General features: G+C 37.5%; 17 protein-coding genes. 4 read left to right on the plus strand and 13 right to left on the minus strand.

Features of this window, described 5'->3' with window-relative positions:
* Positions 1-565 precede the first annotated feature (565 nt).
* The 3 genes from purU to AC3II9_RS17135 form a co-directional block, all read right to left on the minus strand.
* A complete protein-coding gene (purU, locus tag AC3II9_RS17125) occupies positions 566-1,459 on the minus strand; it encodes a formyltetrahydrofolate deformylase (RefSeq protein ID WP_489157390.1) in 894 nt (297 codons plus the stop codon).
* Between the two features lie 6 nt (positions 1,460-1,465).
* Complete coding sequence (locus AC3II9_RS17130; RefSeq protein WP_489157392.1) at positions 1,466-2,044, minus strand: hypothetical protein; 579 nt, start codon at positions 2,042-2,044, stop codon at positions 1,466-1,468.
* Between the two features lie 177 nt (positions 2,045-2,221).
* Positions 2,222-3,205, minus strand: a complete 984-nt coding sequence (locus AC3II9_RS17135) for a diaminopimelate dehydrogenase (protein WP_489157394.1) — start codon at positions 3,203-3,205, stop codon at positions 2,222-2,224.
* A 253-nt stretch (positions 3,206-3,458) separates the two neighbouring features.
* Between AC3II9_RS17135 and AC3II9_RS17140 the strand changes: the two genes are divergently transcribed.
* The 3 genes from AC3II9_RS17140 to AC3II9_RS17150 all read left to right on the plus strand — a co-directional run bounded on the left by AC3II9_RS17140 (position 3,459) and on the right by AC3II9_RS17150 (position 4,639).
* A complete protein-coding gene (locus AC3II9_RS17140; protein ID WP_489157396.1) occupies positions 3,459-3,938 on the plus strand; it encodes a hypothetical protein in 480 nt (159 codons plus the stop codon).
* Complete coding sequence (locus tag AC3II9_RS17145; protein WP_391370618.1) at positions 3,926-4,222, plus strand: DUF2653 family protein; 297 nt, start codon at positions 3,926-3,928, stop codon at positions 4,220-4,222. Before AC3II9_RS17140 ends, AC3II9_RS17145 begins: the two co-directional genes overlap by 13 nt.
* Positions 4,223-4,315: 93 nt before the next feature.
* Positions 4,316-4,639 carry a nucleoside triphosphate pyrophosphohydrolase gene (locus AC3II9_RS17150; RefSeq protein ID WP_489157398.1) on the plus strand — a complete coding sequence of 108 codons (324 nt, stop codon included), beginning with the start codon at positions 4,316-4,318 and terminating at the stop codon, positions 4,637-4,639.
* Positions 4,640-4,698: 59 nt separating this feature from the next.
* Here the strand turns inward: AC3II9_RS17150 and AC3II9_RS17155 are convergent, their stop codons facing one another.
* The 6 genes from AC3II9_RS17155 to AC3II9_RS17180 all read right to left on the minus strand — a co-directional run bounded on the left by AC3II9_RS17155 (position 4,699) and on the right by AC3II9_RS17180 (position 14,570).
* Positions 4,699-4,956 carry a hypothetical protein gene (locus AC3II9_RS17155; protein WP_391370613.1) on the minus strand — a complete coding sequence of 86 codons (258 nt, stop codon included), beginning with the start codon at positions 4,954-4,956 and terminating at the stop codon, positions 4,699-4,701.
* Positions 4,957-5,152: 196 nt separating this feature from the next.
* Entirely contained in the window at positions 5,153-7,384 is a 2,232-nt protein-coding gene (locus AC3II9_RS17160) for a 5'-nucleotidase C-terminal domain-containing protein (protein WP_489157400.1), read from the minus strand.
* Between the two features lie 599 nt (positions 7,385-7,983).
* A complete protein-coding gene (gene acnA, locus AC3II9_RS17165; protein ID WP_391370607.1) occupies positions 7,984-10,692 on the minus strand; it encodes an aconitate hydratase AcnA in 2,709 nt (902 codons plus the stop codon).
* A 318-nt stretch (positions 10,693-11,010) separates the two neighbouring features.
* Entirely contained in the window at positions 11,011-11,844 is an 834-nt protein-coding gene (locus AC3II9_RS17170; RefSeq protein ID WP_489157402.1) for a DUF2785 domain-containing protein, read from the minus strand.
* 68 nt (positions 11,845-11,912) lie between these two features.
* Positions 11,913-13,403, minus strand: a complete 1,491-nt coding sequence (locus tag AC3II9_RS17175; RefSeq protein ID WP_489157404.1) for a vWA domain-containing protein — start codon at positions 13,401-13,403, stop codon at positions 11,913-11,915.
* A 54-nt stretch (positions 13,404-13,457) separates the two neighbouring features.
* Entirely contained in the window at positions 13,458-14,570 is a 1,113-nt protein-coding gene (locus AC3II9_RS17180) for an AAA family ATPase (RefSeq protein ID WP_489157496.1), read from the minus strand.
* 383 nt (positions 14,571-14,953) lie between these two features.
* On the opposite strand from AC3II9_RS17180, the gene AC3II9_RS17185 reads away from it, so the two are divergent.
* On the plus strand, positions 14,954-16,891 hold the full coding sequence (locus tag AC3II9_RS17185; protein ID WP_489157406.1) for a right-handed parallel beta-helix repeat-containing protein: 1,938 nt from the start codon (positions 14,954-14,956) through the stop codon (positions 16,889-16,891).
* Positions 16,892-16,957: 66 nt separating this feature from the next.
* On the opposite strand, the gene AC3II9_RS17190 is transcribed toward AC3II9_RS17185, so the two are convergent.
* From AC3II9_RS17190 to AC3II9_RS17205, 4 genes are all read right to left on the minus strand, one after another.
* A complete protein-coding gene (locus tag AC3II9_RS17190) occupies positions 16,958-17,452 on the minus strand; it encodes a hypothetical protein (RefSeq protein WP_489157408.1) in 495 nt (164 codons plus the stop codon).
* A gap of 147 nt (positions 17,453-17,599) precedes the next feature.
* Entirely contained in the window at positions 17,600-18,034 is a 435-nt protein-coding gene (locus AC3II9_RS17195; protein ID WP_489157409.1) for a DUF2975 domain-containing protein, read from the minus strand.
* A gap of 396 nt (positions 18,035-18,430) precedes the next feature.
* A complete protein-coding gene (locus tag AC3II9_RS17200) occupies positions 18,431-18,625 on the minus strand; it encodes a YrdB family protein (RefSeq protein WP_489157411.1) in 195 nt (64 codons plus the stop codon).
* Between the two features lie 71 nt (positions 18,626-18,696).
* A complete protein-coding gene (locus AC3II9_RS17205) occupies positions 18,697-19,122 on the minus strand; it encodes a MerR family transcriptional regulator (RefSeq protein WP_489157413.1) in 426 nt (141 codons plus the stop codon).
* Positions 19,123-19,363: the final 241 nt, after the last annotated feature.

Genomic DNA, 19,363 nt, shown 5'->3' on the forward strand with positions numbered 1-19,363 from the left:
TTCAGTTCATTTTGAACGCTAGTTGCCTTTTTTTGATTGTTCATTTAAAAAAATGTAAGTTTTTCAGTGCCCTCATTCTTCGCTCCTACGGGGTCTCAACTTTCTCGCTTTTCCCGCTGGAGTCGCCGCCCTTCACTCCATGTGCTTTTAGAATCCTATATTTTTAAATCAAGAACATATTTTGGTATTGAACCATTATTTACCCTATATTTTTTTCACCGGTGTTGCCTTTTACCTAATAAATTCATGGTTTCCTTCACTATAAGTGGTTTAGATAATCAATAAAACTGTTAATGACATCGCTACAAGTATATTCATAGTTGTATCAAATGAACCATATTTAAAAATAATAATTAGTAGAAAAGTGACTATAGGAAACATCTACAATGTACGAATCATTTTTCTACGATAAGATAATTTTGCATATATCAATGTAAAGACCTTATCCACTTTTTCTCTACCTCTAATAAAAATAAAGAATATTGACATAACTATAGCCTCTTTCAGCTATATACGCTCTCCACTATAAAAAAACACCCTAACAATCCGTTAGAGTGCTGTCATATTATTGGAATACAATTGTTTTATTACCTTCTACAATGATGCGATTTTCTAAATGCCATTTTACCGCTTTTACGAGCACGCGACGTTCAATTTTTTGTCCGATTTTCTTTAATGTCGCTACATCATCACGATGATCGACACGTTCTACATCTTGCTCAATAATCGGTCCTTCATCAAGGTCATTTGTAACGTAGTGGCTTGTTGCACCGATTAGTTTCACACCACGATTGAACGCTCGTGCATATGGATTTGCTCCGATAAATGCCGGTAAAAATGAATGATGAATATTAATAATACGGCTTTCAAAATGCGCCACAAAGTTTGGTGTTAAAATTTGCATATAACGCGCTAAAATTAGAAGATCCACTTTAAACTCTTCCATTAAACGAATTTGCTGTGCCTCTACTTGCTCGCGAATATCTTTGTTTGCTGGAATGTAGTAGTACGGAATACCAAGCGCCTCTACCATTGGACGGGCAACATCTGAGTTACTAATGACCACGGCGATATCCATATCTAAATCTCCGTTTTGCCACTCCCATAAAAGCTCCATTAAGCAGTGTGTCTCTTTGGATACGTAAATCGCTGCACGTTCACGAATCGCCTTATAATGGAAGCTATACGTCATATCATGCGTTTTTGCCAGTTGTGCAAACTCTTTTTCCATCGCATCACGCTTACCTACTAAATTTTCACAATGATACTCGATACGGATAAAGAATGTACCGTTTTCTGGATCACTTGAATATTGATTTGATTCAATAATATTTGCATTATGCGTATGTAAAAATGACGATAATAGTGAGACAATGCCTGGTTTGTCAGGACATTTTACTAAAATGCGTGCACGGTTTTGTAATTGCTGATCCTTTTTTAAAGCTGTTGATGTACTCATTTTCTCTTACTCCTTTTCTGCGATACCAATCATCGGTGCAATTTTCTCCATATCTTTCAAAATATGATCTTGTTGTTTCATGATACCTTCAAACCAATTATTGATAACGGCTACGACTTGTTCAGTTGGTGCATTGCCCGCTGCATGTGCGGCTACTAATTTATTCATCATCGTTGCTCGTTCTTCATAAAACTGCTCACGTTTTTTCATGTCAGTTCCGACATCTTCATTGAAGATTTTGCCTAAGTTTAGAATGCCTGTAACCATTAGTTTCTCGGCAAATAAGGAGGATGTTACAATACGTAGTTTGTACTCATACGATGTGTTTAATGACTCAAAATAATGCTGCATCATATCTTTTACACCACTTACTATCGCACGTAATTTTTCCCCTTGTGTCACTGTTAACACTTTTGTCTGTGTAAACATAGGCATGATGGCATTGATTGAATCAAAATAATCTTTTACCGTTGCCAGTTGTGCACTTTCTTCCTCTAATCGGCCCTTTACTTGTTCTGCTACGAAAAGGCGCTGTACATAGGAGGCTAATAAAAGCATCCCGTTATATTGAATTTTTGCTGTCACGTGAAATGACCACCCTTTCTTCCTCGTCATTTCCACCGAAAATCTGAAGTTTATCGTGTAGAGCGTATCATATTTTCAATATTTTGAAAAGGCAAGCTTGCGTTAGAGTTGAGCGATAAATAGATTTTCTCCATAAAAGGAAAGGCAAAACCGCATCATACGATTTTGCCTTGACCATTATAGTAACTCTTTACGTAAGTCTGCTGGCGATTTTGGTGATAGTAAACCGAATGGAATATCGAATACTGTTTTAGCACCACGGTCGCCTGCTTGTGATAACTTATGCGCTGCACGTGCATACGCAACAAGTACACTGGATGTAAACATTGGGTTAGACTCTAACTTCAGTGAAAATTCAAGAATTTGCTTATCGCCCACACCTGATTCACCAGAGCGAATGACGAATCCACCATGTGGCATACCTGAATGATTAGCTTTTAACTCTTCTTCTGAAATAAAGTTCACTGTTGTGTCATAGTCTGCAAAATAGTTTGGCATTTCTTTAATTTCTTTTTCAATGGCCGCTGCATCTGCACCATCCTCTAATACTACCCAACATTCACGCGCATGCTTTTCACGCGTTGATAATTCTGGATTTTCACCAGCACGTACACGGTCTACCGCCTCACGAATTGGCAGTGTATATTGTACCCCATTTTTAACGCCTTGAATGCGACGAACTGCATCCGAATGGCCTTGGCTTAAGCCGTCACCCCAGAATGTATATGTATTCCCTACCGGAAGAACTGTCTCACCTAGTAAACGATTTAATGAAAATAAGCCTGGATCCCAACCTACTGAAATAATCGAGACTGTCCCGTTTTCTGTTGCTACTTTATCTGCTACATCAAAAAATTCTGGGATTTTTGCATGTGTATCAAATGAATCGATTGTGTTAAACCATTGTGCAAAGTGAGGTACTTGTTCTGGTAAATCTGTTGCCGAACCACCACAAAGAATCATAACATCAATTTTGTCTTTAAAGTTTTGTGCTTCGTCTACTAAATAAACGCCTACACCTTCAGCACCGATTTGTACTGTCGATGGATCACGACGTGTAAATACCGCTACCAATTCCATATCAGGGTTTTGTGAAATCGCCGCTTCAACGCCGCGCCCTAAATTTCCATACCCAACAATACCAATTCGAATTTTACTCATATATTATCCTCCTACATCGGAACTAAAAAAATCACATACTAATGTGATTTCTGAATTCCCACTAAATTTAATATTTATTCTAACGTTTAGTATAAAAATACACAAGTATTTTTCGTCTTATTCGATTCGATATGAAAAATAAATATGAAACTTTTTTTAAGCCCATTCGTACATATAGTAAGCATCTTTCTTAGACTTTAAGTCAAAATTTGCTATACTTAAAAAGTGAAAATTTATTTATTGGAGGAACAACATGAAGAAGTTAACAGCAGTATTTTTAGCCTTTGCACTTGTCTTCTCAAGTGTCGGCACAGTATTCCCTATGTTTGATCATCATCAAGTCGAAGCAAAATCCTACAAATCAGGGAAAAAGGGCTTCAACTCAAACAATAACACGTCAAACATGCAAAACAAAGACAATGATACAAACACAAATAACAACGGTACGGTTACAAATAACAACAACACAACGAATAAAAACAATACAACAGACACAACAGCGAAAAAAGGTGGCTTCTCTGCTGGTGGCTTAATGAAAGGTTTATTCATCGGTGGTTTAGCCGGTTTACTATTCGGTAGTCTATTCAGTAATTTAGGCGTACTTGGTTCGATCCTTGGCTTCCTAATTAATGTAGGTGCGATTCTACTAATTGTCTTCTTAGTAGTAAAAATCGTTCGAATGATTACACGTAAAAAAGAGAAAGAACAAGAGGCAACACAATGGAAAAGCTAGTTTTACAGGAACAAGATTTAATCAATGCTGTTTGCTTCTTCCATGCAAAATTCAAGCAAACACAGCCTGAACACATTGAAGTAGAGCTTTGCTATGATGATGAAGTCGGATATAGTGCAGAAGCATACTATAACGGTGTAATGGACGAGTATAAACAAGCCCATTTCATTACAGCTATTCGTCTTTATATTGACGAACAACTTCATCAAGATTCGATGGCAGCCCGCATTCACCTTGATATTGATGACGAGCTTGGGATGATCGCCCACGTAGAATGGTCATAATTTAACAAGAAACTTATTTTATTAATTTAAAAAGACGTCTTTCAGGCGTCTTTTTTTCATAGTACACTATAGATCAATAAAGGAGGCTATCCCATGGTTGAATTAAATAAATTAGTTCGCGATAAAGTACCTTCACTCGTAACAAAGGATGGCGGAAGCTACTCATTAAAGTTACTTTCCCCTCTCGAACACCAACATGAAATTACGAAAAAAATGTATGAAGAGTTAGATGAATATCATGCAGCCCAATCGAAAGATGAAGCCATTGAAGAATTAGTCGATATGGTAGAATTAATCTATGCAGCTATTAAACTACATGATGTCTCACCCGAAGATTTTGAAGCGATTCGTCTTGAAAAAAAGAAGAAAAAAGGTGGATTTGAAAAGGGAATTTACTTAAATAGTATATCGCAATAAATTCTCATTCTACTCTCCTAAATCAAAGAAGTTCAAAGGTATAAATGCCTTTGAACTTCTTATATTATAGAATCGAAATGCACAAATTCCTTTTTCGACGTTTTTAAATCTTTTAAATGATAGTACTTTACATTTTTTATAAGCATTTCTAAGAAGAAGCTCATTTCTTTATGTGTCTCTAGTGGCCATTCTGCTAATGCTTCCAGTCCTTTGGTCGTTGGAAATTGATATAAACATTCTAGTATTTCCTGTCGATCAAACCGGAATAAGAAATGAGGACCACTATGGAGTTTTGCTAGTAGTACATACCTCGCCATCTTATAAACCCCTTTCATTTATTTTCCCTTATTTTACATTATGTATTATTAAAACAAAAGATTTATACTAGAAATATAAAATAGACTCATAGTTAACTTTTTACTACAAAAGAACAGAATCTCTTCTATAAACTACCTACACATTATCGCCTTAAAAAATCCATTTCGAGAAAATTTCTCGAAATGGATTTCAACCTTATTTTGCTGCTTTGTCAATAATGCGACCTGCGATTTCAGTTGGAATTGTTTTCAAACCTTTTAAATGTTCTGCGAAGTTTTCCCAATCTGATAAACCTAAATCAGTCACACGGCCTTCAGCGTATGCTTTCGCAAACATATCAAAGCCGTCTCCACCTTTAGCGGTAAACGCATTTGTTGCAACTGTATACGTTTTATTTGCTTCAATGGCAGTATACGTACCATCTGCATTTAATAATTCAATGGATACAACTCGTTCACCTGTTGGTTTAGATGAATCGTATGTTACACGAGCACCTGATACGTGCAGGAATCCACCGTTCTCTTTCGGTGCATTTTTCAGCGATACTTCAAATGCCGCTTGTAGCTCGGCACCTGTAGCATCCATTAATGCTAACGTATTACCGAATGGCAGTACTGTAATTACTTGACCAACCGTTACATTACCTGCCGGGATAGCTGCACGAATACCGCCACCGTTTTGAAGAGCCATTACGACTTTTTTATCTGTGAATTTTTGTGCTTTGGCGCGCATACCATCTGTAATTAAGTTCCCAAGAATCGTTTCGTTTGCACGTACGGATTCACCTGGCGTATCACTTTCAGAAGACTGACGTGGATTTGTTAGTTCCGCTTTTAATGTTACACCAATTTCATTAGTTGCTACTTTATCCACTTGCTCTTTGAATGGCGCTAATATTTTTAATGCTTCTTCATCTTCTACTACATCCGCAAGCTTGATTAATTCACCCGCGTATTCTATCACAACGCCTTCTTCATTAAATGTTACATCTAATGTCCCAAGATAGTCGGCATATTGGTACGCTTGTACAATTAATGTTGCATCTTTTGCTACCCCAACCGTATTTGTATCAACGATGATTGGCTCGTCTAATTGTGTATGCGTGTGACCACCCACAATTACATCGATACCTTCTACATTTTTGGCAAGCTCGATATCATTGTCTACTAATGGATTATCATCATAACCGATATGTGTTAAAGCGATAATTTTATTCACACCTTGCGCTTCAAACGCTGCTACTGCTTCTTCAGCTGCTTCTAGGTAATTTGTTAAATCTACATCACCAGTAGATGAAATATCTTCTGTTTCTTCTGTTGTTAAACCAAAGATCCCGACTTTTTCACCGTTTACTTCTTTAATAATCCCTTTGTAAAGGTTCCCATCGACATAGTCAGCCGTATGTTCATAGTTTGCAATATCAGCAAACTTCGCATCTTTTGTAAAATCTGCATTTGCACTTAATACTGGGAAATTCGCACCTTTAATGAAATCTACTAATGCTTGATGACCTTTTTCTGAGCTTCCTAAGTCAAATTCATGGTTTCCAAGTGTCATCGCGTCAAAATTCATTAATTTCATTAACGCTAAGTCTGCTTTACCGTGGAATTCGTTAAAATATAACGTACCGCTAAACACGTCACCCGCATGTAATAATAGCGCATTTTCATTTTGTGCACGATATTCTTTTGCAGCTGTTACAAGCTTCGGTAATTTAGCTACATTTGCATGTGTATCATTCACATGTAGAATGGATAAATCAAATGTGTTTTCCTCTGCCGGTTGCTCTGGTTTTTCAGTTGGCTCTTCTGGTTCTTCAACAGTTGCTTCTAGCCATGCTAAACCACGTACGATAAAGGAAGCTAATTGTCCACGTGTGACATTCGCATCTGGGCTATACGTTTTTGCAGTAGTACCAGTTGTTAAGCCATTTTCATATAGTGCTATAATTGCCTCATAGTATTCGCTAGAAGATGCAACATCCGTAAATGGATTAGTCCCTTTGCCTGTAACTTTTAAAATATTTGTAACCATTTTAGCAAATTGACCGCGTGTAATTTCTTCTGCTGGTTTAAATGAGCCATCAGCATATCCTTTAATGAAACCATAGCTAGCTAAAATTTCAATTGCTTCAGCATATTCGTTCGATGCTGGAACATCTGTAAATGATGCTGTTCCTGGCCCTTTTGTTAAGCCAAATGCATTCACTAACATTTTCGCAGCTTGACCGCGTGTTACAGCCTTGCTAGGTTTAAATGTACCATCTGCATAACCGTTAATAACACCTGCTTCATGTAATGTTAAAATGTTCTCATAGTGTGAGTTTTTCGCATCTACATCTGTAAACCCTGCAGCAGATACACCTGAAACTGCTACTAAACTAGCTGTTGCTGCACCTACTGTAGCAAATAATTTGCGTTTATTCATTGTGAGACCTCCATCTATTTAATAACTACTACTTAATTGTACAAAATTTGACAAATATTATCTATATTTACCTTTATTAATTTTCTGATTACTATGTTTAAGATAGTGTGTAGTTTATTAATAAATTGTTAATGGGTATATTTTCCTTCAAAAACTTATACGTTGTGTCACACGTGTTGATTTCCGCAGGAGTCGAGTCGCCTCCGCTCCAATCAACGAGCAAGCGCCTTTTTATTAATCATCTCACTAAAAAAGCACCCTTAATGATTTACTAGTATTTGTATAATCAATACTAACGACTCCCTTTACTCATGCAATCTAATTGTTGGAAAAGTTCTTTACATAAAAAGGTACCATCAAAAGAAATTTGCAAAGCCTTTTTATCTTACATGTGATTATTTTACAGCTATAACAAGTAATATGATACAGATTGGAAAATTAATAATACCAGTGCATTAGCAGTTAGGAAAATTGGAACACAACCAATGCGGAATCGTTCTATCTAGTTACTACTAGGATGATGTTAGGCGGACAAAAATAGCAAATAAAAAGAAGGCAAAGTCCTTTATTGGACCTTGCCTTCTTTTGGTATGTGCAAATTAAGCTTCTTGAGCTTTGTTACGTAATACCATTTGTAGGATACCACCGTGACGGTAGTAGTCTACTTCTACTTCTGAGTCGAAACGAGCTAATGCTTTGAACTCAGTTACTTTACCTTCTGGAGAAGTTGCAGTAACAGTTAGGATATCACGTGGTTTCACATCGTCAGTTAAGTTAACAGCGATTGTTTCGTCACCTTTTAATCCTAAAGTATCAGCTGATTCGCCAGCCATGAATTGTAATGGTAATACACCCATCATTACTAAGTTAGAACGGTGGATACGCTCATAAGATTGTGCGATTACAGTTTTAACACCTAGTAAGAATGTACCTTTCGCAGCCCAGTCACGAGATGAACCCATACCGTAGTCGTTACCAGCTAATACTACTAAGCCAGTACCTTGTTCTTGGTACTTCATACATGCATCGTAAATGTACTCAACTTCACCAGTTGGCCAGTAAGTAGTGAAACCACCTTCTGTACCTGGTGCAACTTGGTTACGGATACGGATGTTCGCGAATGTACCACGCATCATTACTTCGTGGTTACCACGACGAGAACCGTAAGAGTTGAAGTCACGGATTGCTACGCCGTTTTCGATTAAATATTTACCTGCTGGTGTATCTTTACCGATTGAACCAGCTGGAGAAATGTGGTCAGTCGTAATTGAATCACCGAACTTAGCCATTACACGTAATCCTTCTAAAGTTTGGATCGCACCTGGCTCTTTAGAAAGACCAGTGAAGAATGGTGGGTTTTGGATATAAGTTGATTTGTCATCGAATGTGTATAGAGATTCAGTTGAAGTCTCGATAGCATTCCATTTTTCGTTAGCAGTGAATACTGTTTCATATTCTTTTTGGAATAATTCACGAGTAACTACTTGGTTTAATACTTCGTTTACTTCTTCAGTTGAAGGCCAGATGTCAGCGAAGAATACATCGTTACCATCTTTGTCTTTACCTAAAGAATCTTTTTGTAGATCGATATCTACAGTACCAGCTAAAGCGTAAGCTACAACTAGTGGTGGTGATGCTAAGAAGTTAGCTTTTACTAATGGGTGTACACGACCTTCGAAGTTACGGTTACCAGAAAGTACTGAAGTTACGAATAAGTCGTTACGTTTAATTGCATCTTCGATTTCAGGTAATAATGGACCTGAGTTACCGATACATGTTGTACATCCGTAACCAACTGTGTTGAAGCCGATTTCGTCGAAGTACTTTTGTAAGCCAGAAGCTTCTAAGTAACCAGTTACTACTTTAGAACCTGGTGCTAAAGAAGTTTTTACCCACTTAGCAGGTTTGATACCTTTTTCTACCGCTTTTTTCGCTACTAAACCAGCCGCTAAAAGAACGTATGGGTTAGAAGTGTTTGTACAAGAAGTAATCGCAGCGATTGCTACAGCACCAGCTGGAATTTCTACTGCACCTTCAGCGAATTCAGCAGTTGACGTTTTAGTAAACTCTTCTTCAGTTAAACCGAAGCCTTGTGTACCTTGTGGTGCAACTACTGCATTGCGGTAAGTTTCTTTCATTTGTGATAATGGAATTAAGTCTTGTGGACGTTTTGGACCAGAAAGGTTCGCTTCGATGTCAGCAAGGTTTAATTCAATTACATCTGTGTAAACTGGCTCAAGGCTTGGGTTGAACCACATATCGTTCGCTTTTAAGTAAGCTTCTACTACTGCGATGTGCTCTTCGTCACGACCAGTTAAACGCATATAGTTTAATGACTCTTCGTCGATTGCGAAGAAACCACATGTTGCACCGTATTCAGGCGCCATGTTTGAGATTGTTGCACGGTCAGCAAGTGGTAATTTAGATACACCAGGACCGAAGAACTCAACGAATTTACCTACTACGCCGCGTTGACGTAATACTTGTGTTACTTTAAGCGCTAAGTCAGTAGCTGTTGTTCCGTTTGGAAGCTCGCCTACTAATTTCACACCGATTACTTCTGGAATTGGGAAGTAAGATGGTTGACCAAGCATACCTGCTTCAGCCTCGATACCACCTACACCCCATCCAAGAACGCCGATACCATTGATCATTGTTGTATGTGAGTCAGTACCTACTACTGAATCTGGGAATGCTTCGAAAGTGCCATCAGCAGTTTCTTTTACGTGTACGATTGGAGCTAAATACTCTAAGTTAACTTGGTGTACGATACCAGTTGCTGGTGGTACAGCGCGGAAGTTATCATAAGCAGTTTGCGCCCATTTTAAGAAGTTATAACGCTCAGCATTGCGCTCGAACTCAAGGTCCATGTTCGCTTGTAATGCAGATGCGTTACCGTATTTGTCAACTTGTACAGAGTGGTCAATTACAAGGTCAACAGGGATTGCTGGGTTGATTTTCGCTGGATCGCCACCCATTTCTTTCATTGCTGAACGTAAAGAAGCTAAGTCTACTACTACTGGTACACCAGTGAAGTCTTGTAAAACTACGCGAGATGGTTTGAATGGTACTTCCGCTTCTGCGTCTGCGCCAGCGCCCCATTTTGCTAATTCGTTTACGTGCTCTTCTTTGATTACGTATGCATCATATTGACGTAAAACTGATTCTAATAATACTTTGATTGAGTAAGGAAGGCGTGATACGTTTGCAATACCAGCTTCTTCGATTGCAGCTAAACGGTAGTAGTTGTACTGTTTACCGTTAACTTCGAAAGATGCACGGCTATTGTGTAAATTCTCTTGTGCCATTTGTAAATCCCCCTATTTTTTCATAATTGAAAAGGCTGTTATGTAAGCTTCTTTTCTCCAAAAACTATCATATCTCATTTTTTAACATAAGTAAATTACATTAATATTATCTTTTGCAATAAGTTTAATTTATGACCTAGCACAAATGCGACATTTTTCTACAATAACGAGCAGATTTGGTATAGTAAAATTTTCTTTTTCTAAAATACGATTTCTTATCGTTTGATTTTTGTCTCGTACTACTAAGACCTGTTCATAACAAACACTTTTTTAAATTGCCCATAAAGACTATAAAATATACAATGACTTCGCTTTCATTTAAGAAAGTTTCAGCCAACGCTGGATAAAGATCGATGTCACCCCGCGTAATTTATCGTAGCGATTTGAAAACTTCAGCGTGAAATAAAGATTCTTCATAAAATGCAAAATGTTCGTTCGTACTTTAAACCACTCCTGTGTATAGCCGCCCTCATACGCACTCATTTCTAATCTGTCAAATACTTGTTCCACCCATTCCACTAAAACATCCTCTTCAAATCCTTTTGATATGATGGCTTCTACTATTTTTGTAAAACGTTCTTCCTCATCATCTACAAATACATACCCTTTCCAAAACGCCGCCTTAATCCCTTGTAGCAATTGCGGGGCGCTATGCATACTAAAATCAGGATGTTGAATGAGTGCAACAGCTAAATCACTCACATGGGCTACACTATGTGCCCAGCCATGTGCGTCACTGACAAAGCTACGTAAATCACGCTCTCTTTGGAATAGCTTTACCGCGCTCATCGTAATCGCTTGAATTGTGTCGCTAGACAAAATGCGGAGTTGGCGATCCGCATGTAAAATCGCCGTTAACCAAAGTGCTGCAAATGAACGCGTATACACAGCGTCTGTATTGACTTCCTCTAAACCGTACAACAATCCCGCTTCCTGCACTAATGTTAATGCCATGTTTTGCAATTGTTCATGTGGAATTTGATTAGCGGATAATAGTTCAATAAATAAACGATAATTTAACTGATCCCGAAGCTCACCATTGGGGTCACCAATATGCGCTAACATGTCTTGTAATAGAGTTGGGTGCTCGTTTATGTATGCTTGACGCTCCTCTAAAGATTGGGCAAGCACCATTTGTAATGTTTCTCTCAAAAAATATTCCTCCTCATCAAATCATTATTGTCATTTTAAGAGACAACAACCGATTTGACTAGGAGGAACTATCCGCCGATTGAAAATGCGTCTTCTGCATCTAGTAATGTATTCACTTCAATCACTTTATCCGAAAAGCGTTTCACAAGTTCTACATCTACCGTATTGATTAAATTCGTTAGTATAACAGCTATACATTCAAACTTACGCTTTTGCTTGATTACATTAAATTCCTCTAAAAAACGGCTTGGTAAAAAGCTTGATCCATCTGTTACAAATAAAATATCCGCATGATTAAATTCACTTGTTGTTAAAATATCGAGCGAGGCACGTAAAGGCTTCTCATAATTTGTACCGCCCCCTAAAAAACGACGATTAAATGCTAACACCTCATCCACTGTTGATCGTCCTTTTGGAAACACCATCATTTCCCCGACATCACTAGCAAATGGTACGATGGCTAAATCACGCTTTTGCTTCCGTGCGATTGCTAATAGTGCTAAACAAAAAGCTTTACTCTCTGCTTTGATTAATGTCATAGAGCTGCTTTCATCGATGCAAATAATAATCGGTCCGCGTCCTTTATGCTCTTTTCCTTGTGTATCAAAGACAAGCGTCTGTTGTTCTGCATAGCGGCGTAAAAAGTCAAGCTTTGCATGAGGCATAATAAAATGTGCTAGCTCCATCGGCAAAAGCCTTCCTACTTCTTGACCTAACGTAATGTTTTGACGCTCCATCGTCATTTTATGTTTGATTTTTTGTTTTTTCTTAGCAATACGTTTAAAACGTCCTACTAATTCTGCAATTTTTTGTAACATGTCCTGTTGCCTAATTTCCTCTGCTAGTTGGAACTGCTCCGTTATTGGCACCGTGTTTAACTTTTTACCACATAGAGCGCCCATTTCTGCTACTGTTTGCTTAGTTTCCCTTACTTCTTTTCGCGAATGAGCAAGCATTAAACTCAACTGCCCCTTCGATAAGTCCTGCATCGTATTTTGCAATTCTTTTAATGCTTGTTGCTTTTCTTGTTGTGAAGCCACTAACTGTTTTTCATTCCATTCTATTTGTAGCTGGATACGCCTTTTTTCTTGCACGGAGGCACTCGAATCCCCTTGCAATACTTGAAGCTCTTTTATTCGGTCATGTACACGCTGCTCCATTCGTTCAGCACGTTCTCGCTTCCATTGTGTATCACGTACTGCCCGATTGTCTTTGAACCATGCTTTTAGCTGTTCCCCTATTGATACTGTCGTTAATACCGCTAATAAATCATCCGCTACTGTTAACTGTTGCCATTTTATAAATTCCTCTGTCTGCATGAGATGCTCAACTACATCGTACTGAATAGGAAGTTGTTTTTGCATATTAGACTGCAACTGCGGCTCACATGTATAAAAAGCATACCAAATATCCCCGAGGAGATGAGTAAAGCCCGTATATATTTTTTCACCTTCCTCACAAGTCTCTTGCAGCATTTTAGCTAATCCCATTAGTTCATTAAACCGTTCAAATTGCCGCTCAGAAGGAGATAAAACCGTTTGACTATATACATATTTCATGCTTTCACCTACACAAAAAGGCGCCTACACTAGCCGCCTTAAATTTATGAAAAATTAAAAACCAATCACATCCGTCGTGATTTGTAATAATCGTTTGTGCATATCCTGTTTTAACTGAATGAGCTCTTCCCGATTAGGTGCTTGTCGATGCATCGCTTGCACCTCTAAAAATAGCGATTTCCCTTGTATCAATAATTCACTTACTGTTGCGTGTGAATTAGGTGTACGACGAATCATAGCATTTCGCGCATTGACAATAACGTCCTCAAACTCCGGTACAATTCGTTCAATAAATGCCTCTACTGTATCATGGCAAATATCGTGCAAAACTTCTTCTGTTTTTCCCTTCTGATCAATCGTTTCCCATAATGTATGTTTCAGTAATGTTATATCCGTACGTGTCACTTCAAAACGGCCTTCTAAATACGCTTTCGCTTGCAACAAGGATAGCGACTGTTTGAAACGGCGGTCCGATGGGCGAATGCCCTCATCTCGTAGTTTACTACGTACTTTAGCAAGAGTTTGATAAATGGCATCCGAAATGAACACCGATTTCACACGACTCTGATGAAAAGTGAGCTCATCTAATGTTAATGTCGGCATAGTCATTTCTCGTTCATCTTTTAGCATTGAAATAAAGGAATCTTCCTCTCGAATATACTCTACCTCATACCGAAGTAAAAATCGGTCAAATAATGCTTCTAACCCTTCCTCTTCTTCAATATATTCATTAGAAGAACCAACTAACGTCATAAGCGGTGAAGTAACGGGCACGCCGTTATTATAATAAATACGTTCATTTATAAGCGTTAACAAAGAGTTTAATATAGCAGAGTTTGCTTTAAAGATTTCATCTATAAACGCAAAGTGAGCTTCTGGGAGCATTCCTTCTATATTGCGCTTATAAATGCCTTGCTCTAAATCTTTTAGTGATAACACACCAAATAACTCTTCTGGTGTACTAAAAGGTGTTAATAAATGTTGAAAGTATCGGCTACCTTCTACTATTTTACCAAGCATGGAAGATAAAGCGCTTTTTCCTGTACCAGCTGGACCGATGAACACTATATGTTGGCGTGACAGAAGAGCTGTCATCAGCGCCTCAATTTCAGCCTCACGGTCATAAAACTTACGATTTAAACACTGTTGTATTTGCTGCAACTTCATATAGGACACATTTCGCTCTCCCTTCTTCTAACCTAATTTTATGTTTTATTTTTTGAGAATATCATCGGCGTCCATTATTTCTTATTAGCATCTTTCACTTTTGGTAATTTTTTAAACATTGTTCTGTCGATAATCGTTTGTAATCAATAAATTTTGCTAACACACCTTAAGACTTTGAGAGCTAAATTCATTGCATTAAACTTTCAAAATAACATTTGCCCTAGCCGCATAAACTGCCTCAGAATGGCGCATGCGGCGTTGCAAGTAATGAATTCATCTTACTTTAAATATGCATAATCCATCAGCACGTTTTTATATAGCTACATCTTGTAACTATTTTTTATTATGTAATGTCACTGTGATTATTAGTTAGGAGGGTTTTTATGGCAATCATTAAAGTGTCGACCTCAATTTTTTCTGCCATTAGAACTATTGAACGCGCATTAGCGAAAGCAAAGTTAGATGATGAGATTCAATTAGCATCTGGCTTATATAAAGAGTCGATTCAGTTTGAAAAAACAGTGTCCGTTGTAGGACGAAATGGCGAAGAGACCATTATCGAAGGGTTACTCATTATTCCGAAAAATGTAACGGTGACATTTGAGCAAATTACGTTTATTCCGACTGCTCAAATATATATTGAAGGAAAAGCGATTTTTAAAGACTGTCATTTCCAAGGAAAAAAGACGAGTGCCATTCTCTCGTTAAATAAAGGTAAAGCTGAACTGGAAGATTGTACATTGATGAATGCGACAGATGTAGGGATCGCAATTTTTAATGAAAGCTCTGCAACAATTAAAAATTGTCTACTTGAAAGTAACGGGAAATCTCAAATATTACTCGAATCTTCTCATCTATTGATTGACAACTGTGAACTTACACAAGCTACACACGGTATTTGGCTAAAGAAGAATGCAACCGTTCATAGTCATAACAATTATATTCACCATCATAGTGGTACCCAAATGATCGTTCAAGAGAACTCTACATGGATTGATGCTACCAGTACAATCGAACACGGAGAAGGAAACGGTATTTACGCTTCTAAACATGCGAATGTCGAGCTAAGCAGCACGACTATCCAGCATCACAAGCTTCCACAAATTTGGATGCAAGAAAGCAATCTCTCCCTATCCAACAGTACAGTCAAACATGGGAACGAATCTGGTATTATGCTACGCGAATATGCAACAGCAGAAATCGAACAATGCACAATCGCCAATCATCGTATAGCGAATATCCAAACGACTTTAGAATCTAGATTAAATATTAATAGCTCACAGTTATATAGCTGTGACGGCGTCGGTGTTCAAGTCCGTGAGAAATCCATTGCGAATTTTAACGATACAACCTTTTCCGCACACGTCTTGTCTCAGTTATTTGTCACAGAACAATCGATTACGTCATTAAAAAATTGTACCTTCAAGGAAGGAAAACAAGTGGGCATTTTAATCGAAAAGCAAGGCAATTGCACCATTGTGGAAAGCACGTTAAAGCATCACGAAAACACGGCCATTACGGTAATAGATGGTGAATTAATGATCATTGGTTGCGAAATTACAGACAACGAAGGGAATGGTATTTTAGCTGTCACCAAAGCTACTGTCACGATTGAAAACAGTTGCTTTTATGGCAATGAAATGCCCCATATTGCTGGAAAAAGTGAAGTGAATATTCAACTACATCAAAGTGAATTATATGATGGAAAAGGCTTATACGTACTGGATCAATCTCAACTGACCGTCATAGACTGTAAAATTTATGATGGTGACGGCGTTCAAGTAGAAATTAGCGATCAAACGAAGGCAAAATTCGATAATTGTATCATTTCTGGTGGGAAGACAAATGGATTAAAAGCCTATCGCGATTCTTCCTTGCTCATTCTCAATTGTCAAATTTTAAAACATGCTATGCCACAAATTGTCTTAAATGATAGCTCCCTTATTATGAAAGATACAGAATTACTAGAGGGCGAACGAAATGGTCTTATCGTTGAAAATAATAGCGAGGCATTTATACAAGACACCTTTATCTCAAAACATGCTTTCCCGCAAATCTGGATTGACCTAGAATCTAATGTAGAACTGAAATCGGCACAAATAACGGAAGGCGAAGAATCAGATATTTATGTCCAAAATAAGTCGACTCTCCATGCTTCAAACTGCATTATTCGTAACGACAAGTTTCAATTTAACGTGCAAGCTGTGAATCATTCTAGCATTACACTAGAAGAAACCATTGTTGATAATTATGTAGGTGAAAAGTTTTATAGTGAAAATAATAGTACCATTACAAATCTATTGGATGAAGTGAATGATTAGAAAGGCGTATCTGGACCAAAATAAGCTCCCCTAGCTTTTTATACTAGTGGAGCTTTTCGATTTACTTTAATCATCTGCATGGATTAGCATGCTAAAGTGGAATTTCACACCGAGTTTTTCTAATTCAGTTGTTGCCTCTGCAACAAGCGCCTCTGCTTGTTTCCGTTTCGCCGCATCTAATTCTTCAAACATTTTATCTTGATGGTTTGGCAATACCACACCTAATTCTTTGCATTTTTCAGCGGCTTGCTCTTTTGTTAATTGACCATCTTTCATTTGTTGTTTAATTTCTTTTATTTTTGCCTTTGTCTCTTCATCTAACGCCTCAAACTTATCGTGCATTTCCTCAGGGTCTGGGAATGTTACACCAAGCGTCACTAATTCCTTTTTTAAGTTGATGAGGATGTCATCAACTTTTTCTCTCGTTTCTGCATCAAGCTTGTGCATTTCGTGACCATGCACGAAATAGTCGTTTGCCTGTATGGCCGGCGTCACTGCACTCGCCGTAATGCTCACTGCTAATGCTCCCGCTGCAATATATGTTGTCAGTAATTTTTTCATCTTCTCCGCCTCCTTTGAATAGTTCCCTTTTATTCACGGTAGCATCGATAGTTTTTCCTGTTTGGCATAAAACATACGCAGATGCTATTTGAAGAAGTTCTAAGCGATTAACAAAAAATACAATATATTCAAATATTAAAAGCTACCCTAAATAGAGCACTGCTTTTGAAGCATAGCTGAAATTCGCGCAACGGCAAAAGTTATTAGCATAATTAATAAACCTAATAAAGCAATTCCAGGATGCATTGCATGTTGACTTGTCAAAAAAGCAAAACCGATACTATACAAAATAATGATTGTAATTGCACAAGCTTTTATCATGCTTAATAATTTTACTGCTACAGCTGCTTTTTTAGTTTCTATCGTTTTTATAAATGCTAATGCTTGATAAAGCGCAAAGTAAAATGGGATAGTCGTTGCATACATACCAAGTAACACAGGGTACTTTAAATGGGCATACTCCGGATACATGTTCGCTGAAATGGAAGCCATTTGCGGTAGCCAGCCTATACAGAGTAGGAAAATGATACTACTAAACAGATAAATCCCGGCTTTCAAAATGTTTATACTAATTCCCCACATTTTCATTGCTCCTTTCTTTTTGAAAGTTCTTCCTTTTCACAGTGGACGTTCAATTATTATGTAAGTTTCCATTATTGACCGTTTTTGAGTCTTAACTCTATAGGATGGATGGTAAGCATACCAAGTATTCCTAATAATCAAAATGATTATTACTAACGCGAAACGGCAACGCTACATTTATATCCCCCTAATTAAAAGCAGCTAATTCATCCATGAGAATTAGCTGCTTTTTGCTTTACTTATTACAACAATGATCGTTCAGTAAAACTAATTAAAAAAGTATATTAAGAAACGATTTATACTAACGAATATCACAAACACAATAGCCATTGTTGGTTTTAATGTGGTCCATAATATAACAGCTGCTATGCCAAATATGAAAAACTCCAACGTTAGTCAACTCATCCCCTTAAGCGCTAAAGGAGCTTTAGGCGCACCAAATGTAGCCCAAATACTTATGGTGACAACCAGGAGTCCTACACAAAATAAGATTTTTGTTAAATAACTATTTCCCTGCTGTAAACCCCAGTAGCAAATAATAGCTAAAGTAGCTATCTCTAGAAGAAAACGTAGCAGTAAGTTTAATATCATTTATTTAATCCCCCATCCAAACCATGAACTTTATTAAGTATTCGGACTTAATTTCATTTTACAAATAGACTTTAATCCATTTGCTTTGTTAGTTTTTTGTACATTCCCTCTACTATTTCTTCTATTTGATTCTTGTTCGCTTCGTAATTGCCTTTTCCTATAACATTTGCCGCCATTTTTAATACTTGTAACGCCGCGGTGTAAAATTCAATTTGCTTTTCAACAAAAGTCATTTTACTTTCAAATAATGACACGGTAGAATTGTTACACGCCTCACTTAACGGCTGCTTGTCTAGAGCTAGTAATGATCCAATTTCTTGGAGTGAAAATCCTAGTTGCTTTAACACTAAAATAAATTTGATTGTTTTTTCGCATTGTGCATCATAAAATCGATAGCCATTTTCTAATCGTTGCGGGTGTAATAAACCTTCTTTTTCATAAAATCGAATCGTATCATTTGATAAATCGTACTTTGAAGCAAATTGTTTTATATACATATAGATTCCTCCTAAGTTCAGACTATCATTGGAGTAAACCCTAATGTCAAGGTTATGTATTAATTACTCTATTAACATAGCTGCCCTCTATACGGGAAGGTGGATTTTCCCTCATAAAGCAGCCATTTTAGCACTAACTATTATAAAAACAAATCGAGGCACTATAAAAAGTTTTTAATATGTATGGACATTGAATCATAGTAAACTATGCATAATAACAAATAAAAACCCACCACAACAT

This window comes from Lysinibacillus sp. RU7, from assembly GCF_057837305.1.